Below are 12,918 nucleotides of genomic sequence, written 5' to 3'. Positions count from 1 at the left end.
GCCGTGTCACAGGAGAAAACTTGATCTGGATCACGAAATGCCAAAAAATACATTCTCATGAGCGTTATCGGGTTTCCTGACACGATTAATCTACCCCGCTGACACGGGTTGGTCAAAGATGTAGCCTGTGCAGGCGCTGGAGACGGTGGCCGAACCGATGATTATCATGCTCTCATCCGCGGATTGGTTACCGCCTGACCAAATTCGATACGGGTTACCTCTCTCTAAGAGCGGATATGTTTCCCAACGTAGTCCGAGGATTTCCCTATCAATGGCCGCCATCTCCAGCGTACTGCACAGGCAGTATGAGCTGCCGCATTACGCGGATAACGGCGTCTTGCGTGCGATGTCCCAGATGAAGCCGGCGAGTTCACGCGCGATGGCCGCGAGCACGCGTGGCTGAGGTTTGCCAGTGTTCGACAGATGGCGGAACCGCTTGCAAAGCCGCGTCTGTGCTTTCCAGCCAATATCTTTGATCTCCTGAGGCAAGTGGGCTGAGCGTTTGAGATACGGCTGACCTTCTTTCGGCGGATGACGATAAGACCATCCGGCTTCGACCAGCATAGTACGCGCCAAAGCATTTCCAGTCTTCGTTAGCCGCCCTCGGCGCGTTGTGCTGCCGCTGGAATGCTCGCTCGGTACCAACCCAAGCCAGGCCATAAGCTGACGCGGGTTTTCAAACCGGGTGATGTCACCAATCTCGGCCACCACAGTCGCCGCGATGATCGTATTCACGCCGCGCAACGCGCGCAGCGCATCGACCACGGGAGAAAAGTGCCAATCCCGAACAGCTTCATCAATTGCCTGATCAAGCGTGGCGACACGCGCCTCCGCCTGATCTACGGCGCGCTTCAACTCCTCGAAGGCCAATTGTTGATAAGAGAAGCGGAAACGGCGCAGCTCGGCCAACCATCGGCGGTGGCGCTTGGTCCAGTAGCTGCCGTTCTCGTATCGCAAGCCGTGCCGAAGCAGGAAGCTGAGCAGCTGCTGCTTGGCTACCTTCACGGCATCCATCGCCTGCTTGCGGGTACGGATCAGGTCACGCATGGCTTCCTGCTCCTCATCGGGCGTCCAGATCGGCGTCAACTCCCCCGCACGCCATAGCCGCGCGAGCATCTCGGCGTCCCGGCGATCAGTCTTCACCCGATCCCCAGCCTTGCGGGGGATCATCGCGGGCGCAACAACGGCACACTCAAAGCCTAGTTTGGTGAGGTGACGATGCAGACCGTAACCGCAGGGGCCCGCCTCGTAGCAAAAGCTCGGCGTGTTGCCAGCAGCCACAAGCTGCTTGGTTAGCCGCAGGACAGAATCGGCGGAATGCGCGATCGTACCAAAGAACCGGATCTCACCACTGCGGCCATCCTCCGCAACCGCAACGGCAATCGTATCTTTATGGACGTCCAGTCCAACGTAAGTGACTTTGTTCATTTGCGTTTTTCCTTTTGAACTACTCCGTGTTCATCAGAAAACCACACTTGCGGCCCACGCGCCGCAAAACGCTCATCTGGTCTAAAATAAATGACTTACATAAATTTATCAGGTCCTTCCCGATGACCGATCAACGCCTGCGAAAGCACAAGTCAAACGCGCAGTTGACATTAATCAAGTCAGCGGGCGATATTCACAACCAAGCCATCAGGGACATTGACATGCCCAATCCAGAATACAGCGATGTTCGGATGCTAGATCTTTTTTCGGGCATGGGGGACGAACATTTCGCCACCCTGATGCGCGGCGCCTATGTGCAGAATTTCCCAGCCCAGATTGAATTGATCACCGAAGGGGAACCTGCCGATTTTTTGCACATCGTTCTTTCCGGCTCGGTCGACCTCGTGTCTCATTGGAACGGCAGGGATACCAGCATGGCTACGGTGCGGCCTATCTCGACATTTATTCTGGCCGCGACAGTCAAAGACGCGCCCTATCTGATGTCGGCACGCACGTTGGAAAAAAGCCGGATCGCGCTGATCCCCAGTCAGGATGTGCGCGCCATTTTTGACGCCGACGGGAATTTTGCCCGCGCCATCGTCACAGAACTCGCACAATGTTACCGGTCGGTGATCAAGGCCCAAAAAGATCTCAAGCTGAGAACATCGCTTGAACGGCTTGCGAATTACCTGTTACGCCAACAAAAACAGGCTGACGGTGCGGCCGTTTTCACTCTCGGCTTTGAAAAGCGCAGGCTTGCATCGGTGCTTGGCATGACGCCCGAAAACCTCAGCCGCGCCTTTAAGGGGTTGCAGCCCTATGGGGTTAGCGTAGATGGCAACCAAATTTCGATCGCGGATCAAGACGATCTCGAACGTTTTGCAAAGCCCAACCCGCTGATTGATAACTTTGCCACGTGACCCTCAGGGTAGCGGACTGACCCCGAACAGCACGGGGTGCAACCAGATCAGCCCGATGTAAAGCAGCAGGCCCGCCAACACGCGAAGCACTGCAAAACGGCCCGGTATGATTGGGGCATCTGCGACGGCCGCCTGCAGGCTTTGCCACCTATCGCCCATCTCGCGCCGTTTGCGGCGGTCAATCAGCCGGCCCCCAAGCAGCGCAAAGGCTGCAAAGGTGCCAAAGAGGATCACATGCGCCAGATCCCCGTTCGGCACCACATGGGCAGCGGCCCAAAGTGCCAGCGCCAACAACAGTGGATGGCGCGACCAACGGACGATGCCAGGCTGCATCGGGTCGAACCGGTCATTCTGCGCCCCACCGAACGAGAACGGATTGGGCCGCGCAATGCTCAGCCCAAGGATCAGGCAGACCGGCAAAATGACAGTTAGCGGCACATGGACGTGCCAGGGCGCCCAGTCCCAAAGCAGCACATAGGGCGCGCGCCCTGCCGCGCCGATGAGCCACCCAAGAACACCCAGCGACAGCATGGAATAGGCCAGTGTAAAGCCTGTTTGCCCCAGCCGCGCCTGCACCCATGGGCGCACAGGCGGGCGCACAGGAAGGGAGTGCGAGATAAAAAACACTGCATAAGCAAGGATGAACTCAAGCCAGCCCATGACAGTCCCTCACACCCGTTTGGCCGCAGGAAGACGCAGAATCAGCGCGCCATAGATCACCGCAAAGCCGCCAAAGGCCATGATCCAGCCAAGACCGGCAACCATATGCAGCGGGTCGGATATCTCAGGCCAGACTCCTGCGGCGACCCGCGCCAGTACCGATAGGGTCAGGGCCGCATAGATCATCACTGTACCTGTCCCCGCCGTCAGCGGTTGCCCTGTATGCCCCAAAGTGGCCCGCGTCATCACAGCCAGTGTCATCAACCCGATTGCCCCCGCCATCCACAGATGCTGGGCACCGGCCATCCCGAAGGACCCAGGCAGCAGGATTTCCACAGCAAGCGCCAAGGCCCCCAGCGGCACGAAGGCATAGCCCGCGTGCAGGACCGTCACCAGCGGTTCGGCAAAGGTCCGATACCCGGCCCAACGGACCAGTCGCAGGGCGTGCAACACGCCTGCCAGCGCAAGGGCCAGCCCGGTCAGCGTCCAGAGAGGCAGCGCAACCCACAGCACAAGCGCCAGCGCCAGCACCACCAGCGCCGCCTTGTCGAAGGACTGCATCGGCGCCATGGGCAGGACGGCGCTTCGCCGTTTCACAAGCCAGTTGCGAGTAAAGGACGGCACCACACGGCCGCCAATGACGGCGATCATCATGATGCCCGCGCCAAGGCCCAGCCGCAGGCCATAGCCTTGGGCCGCGTAGTCGCCCTTTGCCGCCTCCCAGTGGAAAAGTGCATTGCCAAGGATGAAGACCCCCAGCATCCCCAGCACGATCAGGTTGCGCCAGTTCTTGCCCGCCACGATCTCACGCGCGATCAGCAGCGCAAAGACAACCGGAAACGCAAGATCTGCCACGGCCACCAGCAAAGCAGGCACGCCGCCCGAGACCGCAATCGCCACACGCCCTGCCAGCCAAAGGCACACAAGCATCCCGAGACGCCAGCCGACGATCGGCAAGCGCCCGGTCCAGTTCGGCACCGCGGTCAGCAGGAACCCCGCGACAACGGCGCCCAGATAACCGAACAGAAATTCATGCGCGTGCCATGACACGGGGTCGAAAGCGGTGGGCAACGTCAGGTGCCCCGACAGCATCGGCACCCAAAGTGCCATCGCCAGCGCTGCCCAGATCGCCGCGCCGAAGAAGAACGGGCGGAACCCGAAGGTCAGGATCGCGGGTCCGGTCCAGGCGCGCATCTGTTCGGTTGTGGTGGTCATCTGTGTGTCCTTGGGTCTGGTCTTGTTGCAGCGACGCCGTCCTCGGTCAGGATCAGGTCGAGCGGGATGTCATGGGGTTGCGGAAAGATCGTCGGCAGGCGGGCGGCGTTCAGCGCGATGCCGATGGTGATGGGGCGTGGTGTCAGCGCGGCCAGCGTCCGATCGAAATAGCCCCCACCCCAGCCCAACCGATAACAGTCGTCGGTCCACCCCAGGCAGGGCGCGAGCGCGAAATCAGGCACCAGCATATCAGCATCGGGCGGGGGAACAGGGATGTTCCAGTCGCCGCGCACCAGCTTGGTCTGGGGTGTCCAGCGGCGAAGCACCAGTGGCGCGGCGCGCGTCTCGACCACCGGAAGCGCAATGGTCACGCCCGCGCCGTGCAGATTGGCCATGGCCGGGCGCAGGTCGGGTTCCCCCTTGATCGGCCAGTAGCCTGACAGGATTGTCCCCTGCCCCACCCCACGGTGGCGCAGCACTCTCCCCAGATGACCCGCGATCCTGCCTGAGACCTGCGCCCGCCCGGCCTGACCCAGGCCCTCCCTCAGCCCGGCCAGCCGTACCCGTTCGGCCCGACGCCAGCGCGCCACATCGCGCGCCTGCCCGGGGTCGACACCAAGCGGGTCGACGTATGCGGGATCGACCTCTCCAGCCATGCAAGGCGGCGAGGCATATGTCCCGTTCTTGGTCATCTTGCCGGCTCGAACCGGGAAAAAAGTACGTCGTTCTCCAGCGCGATGTGAACAGCCAGTTCCTCAAGCAGCGTCGCCGTGCCGCCATAAAGCGACCGCCAGGAGCCGCAGGCATGCTCTGGCGGCGTCAGATCGGCTGTCAGTTTGCGGATCAGCGCGATGGACTCGGCGTGATCGTCATGGTCGGCGCGCATGACCGCAATGGGGTGCTCGATGCCCGCACCACCGCCCGCACGCATCGCCGGAAACAGGATCATTTCCTCCTTGGTCATGTGATCCTCCATCTCACGCGCCAGCATGGTTAGGGCTTGGGCAAGCCCCTTGGGGGCGTTGGGATCATCAGCGTGAACCTGTTCGACGCGGCACGCGAGAGGGATCAGCGATGCGAGGTCCGCCCTATGCATCTCGTGATAGTTGGTCAGGATGTGGTCGATGAGGGCGACGGTTTCCTGCGGTACTGCGGCGGTGGCAACGTCATCCATGGCATATCCATTCTGTAGTGAGTCGTCTAAATGAACGAATTGGTATTTGAATTACCGATTAAACCGTAATAATACGCATTGTAAATACTAAATCAGGAGTGCAACCATGCGCCTCACGTCCTTCACAGATTACGGGCTTCGCGTGCTGATGCGCATGGCAGGCGACCCCGATCGCGCGCACACTGCCGCCGATCTTGCCGCGGAGTTTCGTATCTCGCGCAACCATCTGGCAAAGGTGATTTCGGCACTTGCCGCAGCCGGTCTTCTGCAAACCCGGCGCGGCGGTGGTGGCGGCGCGATGCTGGCTCGCGCGCCCGAGGACATCCGGCTGGGCGATGTGGTGGCGGTGCTCGAGGCCGATCAGGCGCTGGTGGAGTGCTTTGCCTCCGACACAAACACCTGCACCCTGACCCCGCACTGCCGGTTGAAGGCGCGGCTGGCCCATGCCGAGACGGCCTTCATCGACGACCTTAACCGCAGCACCCTGGCCGATTGCGTCTATCGACCGGAAAGCGCCTGACGGGTCAGCAGTTGCCGGGCCACCAGCGCGATCGCGCCCCATACCGCGCTGCGCAAGGCCATGGCAAAGACCGTCCGCATCTCGAAAGCGCCACCCTGCGCCACGTGCAACCCGAACGCCGCGAAGACCAACAGCGTTGCGGCGAAGATCGCAAGAGACAGGGGCCAGGCCCATCGCCGCTCCTGCCACAGGCCGAGGCCCGCGACGACATAGGCAAGTCCAGCCAGTGTGTTGAACCATAAGACGAACAGCACGACCGCCCCCATCTCGAGCGCACCAAGCAGCGTGGTGCCGCCCGAAACAACCGTCAAAAGGCCGAAGGCAATTGCAACTCCACCTGTAATGCGCAGCAGTCTATCGTGTTTTCTCATCGCAAGCGCCCTCCTTCACGCGTAGAAGTACCATCTGCACGTCGAACAGCCGCAACCCCTCAGGCACGAGCGCAAAGCCCCGCGCGCCGAGCGTCCAGCGGATGGCGACACCCTGCACGAGCGATGTCAGCAGGATGGCGACATCCTCCGGGCTGACGTCGCGGCGCAGATCCCCCGTCGCTTGGCTATCCCGGATCGCTGCAACAAGGCGGCCCTGAAACACGGCCAGAAGACCGCGAAACACGTCGCGTAGAGCGTGGTTGTCTACCTGTAACTCGCGCGAGAACAGGATCGACGGCAGAGCGGGCGTGTCAGATATGGCTGACAGCTGTGCACCGATGAGCGCCCTCAAGCGCACCTGTGGCCCGGCGGCCCCGGCCTCGGCTTTGTTCCAAGAGCCTTGAAGCCGGTTCGCTATATCCTCGGCCACCGCCAACCAGAGCGCACTCTTGGTTGGAAAATGCCGGAAGATCGCAGGCTGGCTGAGGCCTACGGCACGCGCGACATCCGTGGTGCTCAGCCGGTCGGGTCCGATCTTATCAGCCAGTCGCAGCACCTCGGCCACGATCTGTGTCTTTCGCTCTTCCGCGCTCTGACGACCGGACATGTATCACCTCTTGTTAGTTATAACTCACTAACATATACTGTCGGCAACCGCAACCTCCATCACGAGTCGCGCACCCAGACCGAAAGGACCCCGCCATGCCCATCACAACCGCCCCCACCGGCTATTCCCGCCTGCAGATCGCGCTGCACTGGCTCGTCTTCGCGCTGATCGCGCAGCAATACTTCTTCAAGGACGCGATGTCGGCCGCTTGGGACCGCATCACCGACGGGCTGGAGGCAGGGTTCGACCCGCTCGTGCTGGCCCATGTGGCGGGCGGCGCGCTGGTGCTGATCTTCGCGCTATGGCGGCTGACCCTGCGCGCCCGGCGCGGTGTGCCCCCGGCGATCGAGGCCAACAAGGTGCAGGGTATCCTCGCCAAGCTTACCCATGTGGGCCTCTACGCGCTGATGATCCTGATGCCGCTCAGCGGCTCGGTCGCGTGGTTTGGCGGGGTCGATGCCGCGGCGCAGGGGCACAATGTGTTGAAGATTGTCCTGCTGGCACTGATCGCCCTGCATGTGGTCGGCGCGCTCTACCACCAGTTCGTGCTGCGCGACGGCACGCTGGCGCGGATGCGCCGGGCACAGGGCTGATCCCATGCGTCTGGCCCCCCTTCTCGCGCTGCCACCCATCGCGCTCGGCATCGCCGCGGCGGTCTGGATGATCTCATCGGCCCCAGGGCCGGCCCAGATCGAGGGCAGCGTACCCGCCCTGCCCGTTCGCGTGATGACGGTCGCCGCAGCAGACCTGCGCCCGACCGCCACGGCGTGGGGCAACCTGCGAGCGGCCGACACCTGGGTCGCCGTAGCCGAGGTTCAGGGCGAGGTGATCTGGCGCCATCCGGATCTGGAACCCGGTCGCCTGATCCCAGAGGGGACCGAAGTGCTGCGGATCGACCCTGCCGACTACGCGCTCGCACTGGCGCAGTCGCAGGCCGACCTTGCGGCGCTGGACGCCGAAAGCGCGCAACTGACCACCGAGGCCGACAACACACGCCGCATCCTCGATCTGGAACGCGCACGACTGACGCTGGCCGAGGCCGATCTGACCCGCACGCGGACACTCGCCGAACAGGGCACGGTCCCGCAATCGCGCGTCGATGAGGCCGAGCGTGCCACCCTTCAGGCCCGCCGCACGGTCGCGGAACTGGAAAATGCGATGGCTCTGATCCCGTCCCGCGAGGCACGGATCGCGGCACAGGTCGCGCGCAGCGAGGCCGCCATCGGCCGTGCGCGCCGCGCGCTCGACCGCACAACGCTAACGACTCCGTTCGGCTTGCGCGTGACCGAGGTAAATGCAGAGCTGTTTCAGACTGTCAGCACCGGTCAGGTGGTGATCCGTGGTGACGGCATCGCGGCGGCCGAGGTGGTGGCGCATCTGCCGATCGACAGCTTTCGCCGCCTGCTGGGAAATGCGCCTGAAGGCATCACCCTTGCGAACATGATGCGCGACCTGCCAGCCACGCAAGTCGCGGTGACGCTTAGCCCGCTGTCGGACCCGACCCAAGTCTGGACCGCCCGCGTTGTCCGGATTGAGGGCGCGCTGGATTCCCGCGCGCGCACCGTCCCTGTCGTGGTAAGGGTCGATGATCCCTATGAAGGCGCGGACCCGCCCCGCCGTCTGCCGCTGGTGCCCAACATGCAGGTGCAGCTTTCCTTTTCCGGCGCTTCCATGTCAGGCCTCATCGCAATCCCCGAAGCGGCACTGCATGGGGGCATGGTGCGTATCGCAACCGCTGATAACAGGCTGGAGCTGCGGCCCGTCACCGCCGGTTTTGCACAAGACGGCTCGGTCGTCATCACCGAAGGGCTCGTCCCCGGCGACCGCGTGGTGATCGACGACATCGCCCCGGCCATTCCCGGCATGGCGCTGATGCCGATCGGGGCCGTGCGATGATCCGCTGGTTCACCGGCCACCCGACGGCGGGCAACCTGCTGCTTTTGCTGTTCCTCGCCGCCGGTGCCTTTGCCGCACCGGGTCTCTTGCGCGAGACATTTCCCGATTTCCGCGCGGTCGAGGCCGAGATCACCGTGCCCTATCGCGGTGCCGCCGCCGAAGATGTGGAGACCGCGATCTGCGCACCGCTTTGGGACGGGGTGCAGGGTGTTGAGGGGCTCGAGACGCTCACCTGCACCGCCCAGTCCGGACGCGCGCGGGCCGTGGCGACCATGGCGCCGGGCAATGACGCCCTGCGTTTCGTCAATTCCCTGCGCACCGAGGTTTCGGCCATCGACAGCTTTCCTGACCGTGCCGATCCTGCGGTGGTGCGCGAGTTGCACCGCTCCGATCCGGTCACCTCGGTGGCTATCTCGGGCGATCTGCCGCTGGGCGAACTGGACCTTTATGCCGACGCCCTGTCCGACCGCCTGACTGCCCTGCCCGGAGTCGCCCGCGTGACCCGAGGGGGTTTAGGCAACCGGACGCTTTCCATCACCGCGACGCGCGCCGTGCTCGACAGCCACGGGCTGACCCCCGCTGCTTTGTCCGCCGCCATCGCCGCACAGAACATCGACCTGCCCGCAGGCACGCTCGAAGGCGCAGGCGCGGACCTGACGCTGCGTTTCACCGCCGAGCGCGACACGGCCACGGCGCTGGCCACGATCCCCGTGCTGGTGTTGCCCAACGGCGCGACCCTGACCTTGGGCGACGTGGCAGTGATCGAGGAGCGCTTCGAGCCGGCGCAGGACCGCGCCTTTGTCGACGGGGTGCCTGCCCTCGTGCTCGACGTATCAAAGGCGCTGGATGCCGACGCGCTTCGGGTGCTGGACGGGGTCGCGGCACTCGTGGCCAAGGAAACCGCCCGCCTGCCGGACACGATTTCCGTCGAAGTGGTGCAGGACGTGACCTCTATCATCCGCGACCGGCTGGTGATGCTGGTGCAGAACGGCGTGATCGGCCTTGTGCTGGTCGTCGTGGTGATGAGCCTGTTCTTCCGCCCCGGCTTCGCGATCTGGGCCGCGATGGGCCTGCCCGTAGCCTTTGCGGGGGCGTTTGTGTGGATGGCGCTGACGGGGCTCAGCCTGAACATGATGACACTGGTCGCGCTTTTGATGGCGATCGGGATCGTGATGGACGATTCCATCGTGATCGCGGATTCCATCGCGGTGAATTCTGCCAAGGGCGCAACAGTCGAGACAGTGGCGGCAGGCGTCGCCGCCGTGGCACCCGGCGTGATCTCGTCCTTTCTGACGACGCTGGCGGTGTTCCTGCCCCTGGCCTTCCTCGCAGGCGAGTTGGGCGCGGTGCTCGAAGTCCTGCCGGTGGTCCTGCTGGCAGCCCTCGCCGCCTCGCTGGTCGAGGCGTTCCTGATCCTGCCCCACCATCTGAAAGGCGGGATGAAGCATACCGCCCCATCTCGGTTCCGCCTCCGCTTCGATGCTGGCTTCGACGCACTGCGCGAGCGCGGTGTGGGCCGTCTGGCCGATGCCGCGATCCGCTGGCGCTGGCTGGTCGCGGGGCTGGCCATCGGGGCCCTTATCGTGACCGTCGGCGCATTGGGCGGCGGCGTGGTCAAGCGCGAGGCGATGCCCGAGATCGACGGCGACGTGCTCGAGGCGCGGCTGATGCTGCCCGCAGGCACCCCGCTGGCGCGCACGGGCCAGGCGGTCGCACAGGTCGAGGCGGCGCTTGACCGCGTGAACGCCCGTCTGACACCCGAACAGCCCGAGGCGCAACCGCTGGTTATTCGCCGCATCACCCGTCTGGGCCGTAACCTGTCTGCGGGCGAAACCGGCGCCCATGTCGCCACCGTCGCGGTGGACCTTCTGGGTGCCGAGACACGCAGCAGCACGCTGGACGAGATCGTGACACTCTGGCGCGAAGAAATCGGCGCCCTGCCCGGCGTGAACTCACTGATCCTGACCGAGCCGGGCATCGGCCCGCAAGGCATCGCGGTCGAGCTGCGCCTGACGCACCCCGACCTCGCCACGCTTGAGGCGGCGGGTCGCGCCACACAGGCCGAGCTGGAAACCTATGCCGGTGTTCGCAACGCGATTATCGACCTGCGCCCCGGCGCGCCCGAATTGCGGCTAAGCCTGTCGCCGGGTGCCGAGGCGCTGGGACTGAGCGCCACGGATGTGGCAGGCCAGCTCCGCGCGGGCTTCCTCGGCACGCAGCTTGCGGAAATCCGGCGCGGCGACTTGGCCTGGGATATCGAGGTGCGGCTGGCCGATGGTGACCGTGCCACCCGCGCTGACCTGAACCTCTTCGAGATCGCCCTGTCCGGTGGTGGCACCGTGCCGCTCTCCAGCATCGCCACCATTGACGAGGCGCGCGGCTGGGGCACCATCACGCGCCGCAACGGCCAGCGCACCCTGACCGTTGCGGCGGATGTAGACGGTCGAATCGGCAATGCCGACGCGATCACCGCGCGGCTGGCCGAGGGCTTTCTGCCCGATCTGGCGGCCTCCACCCCCGGCCTTGGATTCGACATCGGCGGGCAGGCCGCGAATTCCGCAGAAACCGTCGCCTCGATCCTGCGCGGCTTCCTGATCGGGCTTGTGGGTATCTACCTCGTGCTTAGCTTCCAGTTCCGCAGCTATATCGAGCCGCTGATCGTGATGATCACCATCCCGCTGGCGTTTTTGGGCGTGATCTGGGGCCATGTCCTGATGGGCTACAACATTTCCATGCCGTCGCTGGTGGGAGCGGCGTCGCTTGCAGGGATCGTGGTGAACAACGCCATCCTGCTGGTCGGCGTCATCAACGCCCGTCGCGCCGAGGGACTGTCAGCTGCGCTGGCCGCAGGCGAAGCTGTGCGGTCGCGGTTCCGCCCCATCTTCGTCTCGGTCTCGACCACGATCATGGGCATGGCACCCTTGCTGCTGGAAACCTCGACCCAGGCCCAGACGCTCAAGCCACTGGTAATTTCCGTGGTCTTCGGCCTGCTCGCCGCAACGGTTCTGATCCTGTTGGTGTTGCCTGCGTTCTATGCAGCACTCGAGGACGTGCGGCCAAGGAAACATGGCCATCTTGCCGTTCCAGAAGGTCGCTGACACCGCCGGCCGCCTCAAGAAACATGAATGTTCGAAACCGGCGGTGACCTTGGCGACTTGTTGAGCTCAGTTACGGGCGGTGCCAATCGGCATTCACCAAGGGGAGGCCCGCAAGGCATCAGCCGAAATTTCGGCCAAGACCGCTCTGTCAGGGCTTATATGCCGCGTCCTGCAGCCAGCCGGTAAAGCCCGTCTGCATGACGACGACGTTCGACCGCCCTGCCACCCGCAGCGCAAAGGCCGCCTGCGCCGACAAGCTACCCGTGTTGCAAAACAGGATGGTCATCCGGTCTTCGGGGATCTCGTCGAGCCGGTCGAGCACCTCGCGCCACTCGATGTTCACCGCGCCGGGGATCGTGCCTTCCTCGAACTGGCCCGCGTCCCGTGTATCGACGAAGAGCGCTGTCTCGAAGACGGTCTGGTCGAGTTGCTGGGGCAGGATGATGCCGGACTTCGGGGCAGATCGCGCCAGCGAGCAGGCATGCATGGTCCATGTGCGCCGCAAGTTCGTCGATATCTATGAAAGCGAGGGGTCTGCCATCGCCGAGGAGACGATCAAGCGGATCGCTGCCCTTTATGCTGTGGAAAAAGAGGCGCGCTACAAACCTGCTGAAGAACGCGTTGCCCTGCGACAGGCAAAGGCGAAGCCAGTCTTCGATGACCTCGAGGCATGGCTCTCGCTTCAATTGCCGAAGATTTCCGGTAAATCAACCATGGCAGCAGCCATTCGCTATGCGCTCGGTCGCATGCCCAAGGCCCGTGCGTATCTCGAAAACGGCAAGCTGGAGCTGGACAACAATATCTGCGAGCGATCAATCAGACCGGTGACTCTCGGGCGCAAAAATTATCTGTTCATGGGATCAAAGGGCGGCGGTGATGCCGCTGCAATCGCCTACACGCTTGTTGAAACCTGCCGCATGACCAGTGTCGATCCTGAAGCCTGGCTCCGTTGGGTTCTCGCCCGTGTCGCGGATCATAAAATGAACCGCCTCGACGACCTCATGCCGTGGAATTGGCAGCCCGAGTAAG

The 12,918-nt window shown here is 63.6% G+C and carries 13 protein-coding genes and 1 pseudogene; 6 read left to right on the top strand and 8 right to left on the bottom strand.

The annotated features are described in order from the left end of the window. Nucleotides 1-318: 318 nt before the first annotated feature. Nucleotides 319-1,428 carry an IS110 family transposase gene (locus LOKVESSMR4R_RS05470; protein ID WP_087206650.1) on the bottom strand — a complete coding sequence of 370 codons (1,110 nt, stop codon included), beginning with the start codon at nucleotides 1,426-1,428 and terminating at the stop codon, nucleotides 319-321. Between the two features lie 122 nt (nucleotides 1,429-1,550). Between LOKVESSMR4R_RS05470 and LOKVESSMR4R_RS05465 the strand changes: the two genes are divergently transcribed. Beyond that, nucleotides 1,551-2,348 (top strand): cyclic nucleotide-binding domain-containing protein, encoded by a 798-nt coding sequence (locus LOKVESSMR4R_RS05465; RefSeq protein WP_237331915.1) that lies wholly within the window; start codon nucleotides 1,551-1,553, stop codon nucleotides 2,346-2,348. Between the two features lie 3 nt (nucleotides 2,349-2,351). On the opposite strand, the gene LOKVESSMR4R_RS05460 is transcribed toward LOKVESSMR4R_RS05465, so the two are convergent. Genes LOKVESSMR4R_RS05460 through LOKVESSMR4R_RS05445 form a run of 4 tightly spaced genes read right to left on the bottom strand, consistent with a single transcriptional unit; the run spans nucleotide 2,352 to nucleotide 5,397 of the window. Then, nucleotides 2,352-3,008, bottom strand: a complete 657-nt coding sequence (locus LOKVESSMR4R_RS05460; RefSeq protein ID WP_087206648.1) for an NnrU family protein — start codon at nucleotides 3,006-3,008, stop codon at nucleotides 2,352-2,354. Nucleotides 3,009-3,017: 9 nt separating this feature from the next. After that, nucleotides 3,018-4,223, bottom strand: coding sequence for an NnrS family protein (locus LOKVESSMR4R_RS05455; RefSeq protein WP_087206647.1), 1,206 nt, complete (start codon nucleotides 4,221-4,223; stop codon nucleotides 3,018-3,020). Continuing rightward, the gene (locus tag LOKVESSMR4R_RS05450; RefSeq protein WP_237331914.1) at nucleotides 4,220-4,915 is read right to left on the bottom strand and encodes a 5-formyltetrahydrofolate cyclo-ligase; all 696 of its coding nucleotides are present in this window, start codon (nucleotides 4,913-4,915) and stop codon (nucleotides 4,220-4,222) included. The genes LOKVESSMR4R_RS05455 and LOKVESSMR4R_RS05450 overlap by 4 nt, the downstream gene beginning before the upstream one ends. Continuing rightward, nucleotides 4,912-5,397, bottom strand: a complete 486-nt coding sequence (locus LOKVESSMR4R_RS05445; protein ID WP_087206646.1) for a hemerythrin domain-containing protein — start codon at nucleotides 5,395-5,397, stop codon at nucleotides 4,912-4,914. The genes LOKVESSMR4R_RS05450 and LOKVESSMR4R_RS05445 overlap by 4 nt, the downstream gene beginning before the upstream one ends. Before the next feature lie 106 nt (nucleotides 5,398-5,503). Between LOKVESSMR4R_RS05445 and LOKVESSMR4R_RS05440 the strand changes: the two genes are divergently transcribed. Further along, nucleotides 5,504-5,917 (top strand): RrF2 family transcriptional regulator, encoded by a 414-nt coding sequence (locus tag LOKVESSMR4R_RS05440; protein WP_087206645.1) that lies wholly within the window; start codon nucleotides 5,504-5,506, stop codon nucleotides 5,915-5,917. On the opposite strand, the gene LOKVESSMR4R_RS05435 is transcribed toward LOKVESSMR4R_RS05440, so the two are convergent. Both LOKVESSMR4R_RS05435 and LOKVESSMR4R_RS05430 read right to left on the bottom strand, forming a co-directional pair. Then, entirely contained in the window at nucleotides 5,896-6,288 is a 393-nt protein-coding gene (locus LOKVESSMR4R_RS05435; RefSeq protein WP_087206644.1) for a hypothetical protein, read from the bottom strand. The two genes, LOKVESSMR4R_RS05440 and LOKVESSMR4R_RS05435, sit on opposite strands and share 22 nt — an antisense overlap. Beyond that, nucleotides 6,272-6,895 (bottom strand): TetR/AcrR family transcriptional regulator, encoded by a 624-nt coding sequence (locus LOKVESSMR4R_RS05430; protein ID WP_087206643.1) that lies wholly within the window; start codon nucleotides 6,893-6,895, stop codon nucleotides 6,272-6,274. Before LOKVESSMR4R_RS05430 ends, LOKVESSMR4R_RS05435 begins: the two co-directional genes overlap by 17 nt. 95 nt (nucleotides 6,896-6,990) lie before the next feature. Between LOKVESSMR4R_RS05430 and LOKVESSMR4R_RS05425 the strand changes: the two genes are divergently transcribed. Genes LOKVESSMR4R_RS05425 through LOKVESSMR4R_RS05415 form a run of 3 tightly spaced genes read left to right on the top strand, consistent with a single transcriptional unit; the run spans nucleotide 6,991 to nucleotide 11,889 of the window. Continuing rightward, a complete protein-coding gene (locus LOKVESSMR4R_RS05425; RefSeq protein ID WP_087206642.1) occupies nucleotides 6,991-7,488 on the top strand; it encodes a cytochrome b in 498 nt (165 codons plus the stop codon). A 4-nt stretch (nucleotides 7,489-7,492) separates the two neighbouring features. Next, nucleotides 7,493-8,791 (top strand): efflux RND transporter periplasmic adaptor subunit, encoded by a 1,299-nt coding sequence (locus LOKVESSMR4R_RS05420; RefSeq protein ID WP_087206641.1) that lies wholly within the window; start codon nucleotides 7,493-7,495, stop codon nucleotides 8,789-8,791. Beyond that, complete coding sequence (locus LOKVESSMR4R_RS05415) at nucleotides 8,788-11,889, top strand: efflux RND transporter permease subunit (protein WP_087206640.1); 3,102 nt, start codon at nucleotides 8,788-8,790, stop codon at nucleotides 11,887-11,889. Before LOKVESSMR4R_RS05420 ends, LOKVESSMR4R_RS05415 begins: the two co-directional genes overlap by 4 nt. 148 nt (nucleotides 11,890-12,037) lie before the next feature. Here LOKVESSMR4R_RS05415 and LOKVESSMR4R_RS05410 read toward each other — a convergent pair whose 3' ends face one another. After that, nucleotides 12,038-12,376 (bottom strand): rhodanese-like domain-containing protein, encoded by a 339-nt coding sequence (locus tag LOKVESSMR4R_RS05410; RefSeq protein WP_237331913.1) that lies wholly within the window; start codon nucleotides 12,374-12,376, stop codon nucleotides 12,038-12,040. Between LOKVESSMR4R_RS05410 and tnpC the strand changes: the two are divergent. Beyond that, nucleotides 12,342-12,917, top strand: a pseudogene (gene tnpC / locus LOKVESSMR4R_RS05405) (IS66 family transposase); the annotation flags it as partial. The gene LOKVESSMR4R_RS05410 and the pseudogene tnpC overlap by 35 nt on opposite strands. Nucleotide 12,918: the final 1 nt, after the last annotated feature.

The sequence above is a fragment of the Yoonia vestfoldensis genome (genome assembly GCF_002158905.1).
GTDB classification, from domain to species: domain Bacteria; phylum Pseudomonadota; class Alphaproteobacteria; order Rhodobacterales; family Rhodobacteraceae; genus Yoonia; species Yoonia vestfoldensis_B.
This window is presented reverse-complemented; position numbering and strand designations above follow the sequence as displayed.

What these genes read in the sequence shown, in the direction of transcription:
- LOKVESSMR4R_RS05470 (WP_087206650.1), bottom strand. Translation starts at nt 1,428, where the DNA reads ATGAACAAAGTCACTTACGTTGGACTGGACGTCCATAAAGATACGATT.
- LOKVESSMR4R_RS05465 (WP_237331915.1), top strand. Translation starts at nt 1,551, where the DNA reads ATGACCGATCAACGCCTGCGAAAGCACAAGTCAAACGCGCAGTTGACA.
- LOKVESSMR4R_RS05460 (WP_087206648.1), bottom strand. Translation starts at nt 3,008, where the DNA reads ATGGGCTGGCTTGAGTTCATCCTTGCTTATGCAGTGTTTTTTATCTCG.
- LOKVESSMR4R_RS05455 (WP_087206647.1), bottom strand. Translation starts at nt 4,223, where the DNA reads ATGACCACCACAACCGAACAGATGCGCGCCTGGACCGGACCCGCGATC.
- LOKVESSMR4R_RS05450 (WP_237331914.1), bottom strand. Translation starts at nt 4,915, where the DNA reads ATGACCAAGAACGGGACATATGCCTCGCCGCCTTGCATGGCTGGAGAG.
- LOKVESSMR4R_RS05445 (WP_087206646.1), bottom strand. Translation starts at nt 5,397, where the DNA reads ATGGATGACGTTGCCACCGCCGCAGTACCGCAGGAAACCGTCGCCCTC.
- LOKVESSMR4R_RS05440 (WP_087206645.1), top strand. Translation starts at nt 5,504, where the DNA reads ATGCGCCTCACGTCCTTCACAGATTACGGGCTTCGCGTGCTGATGCGC.
- LOKVESSMR4R_RS05435 (WP_087206644.1), bottom strand. Translation starts at nt 6,288, where the DNA reads ATGAGAAAACACGATAGACTGCTGCGCATTACAGGTGGAGTTGCAATT.
- LOKVESSMR4R_RS05430 (WP_087206643.1), bottom strand. Translation starts at nt 6,895, where the DNA reads ATGTCCGGTCGTCAGAGCGCGGAAGAGCGAAAGACACAGATCGTGGCC.
- LOKVESSMR4R_RS05425 (WP_087206642.1), top strand. Translation starts at nt 6,991, where the DNA reads ATGCCCATCACAACCGCCCCCACCGGCTATTCCCGCCTGCAGATCGCG.
- LOKVESSMR4R_RS05420 (WP_087206641.1), top strand. Translation starts at nt 7,493, where the DNA reads ATGCGTCTGGCCCCCCTTCTCGCGCTGCCACCCATCGCGCTCGGCATC.
- LOKVESSMR4R_RS05415 (WP_087206640.1), top strand. Translation starts at nt 8,788, where the DNA reads ATGATCCGCTGGTTCACCGGCCACCCGACGGCGGGCAACCTGCTGCTT.
- LOKVESSMR4R_RS05410 (WP_237331913.1), bottom strand. Translation starts at nt 12,376, where the DNA reads ATGCATGCCTGCTCGCTGGCGCGATCTGCCCCGAAGTCCGGCATCATC.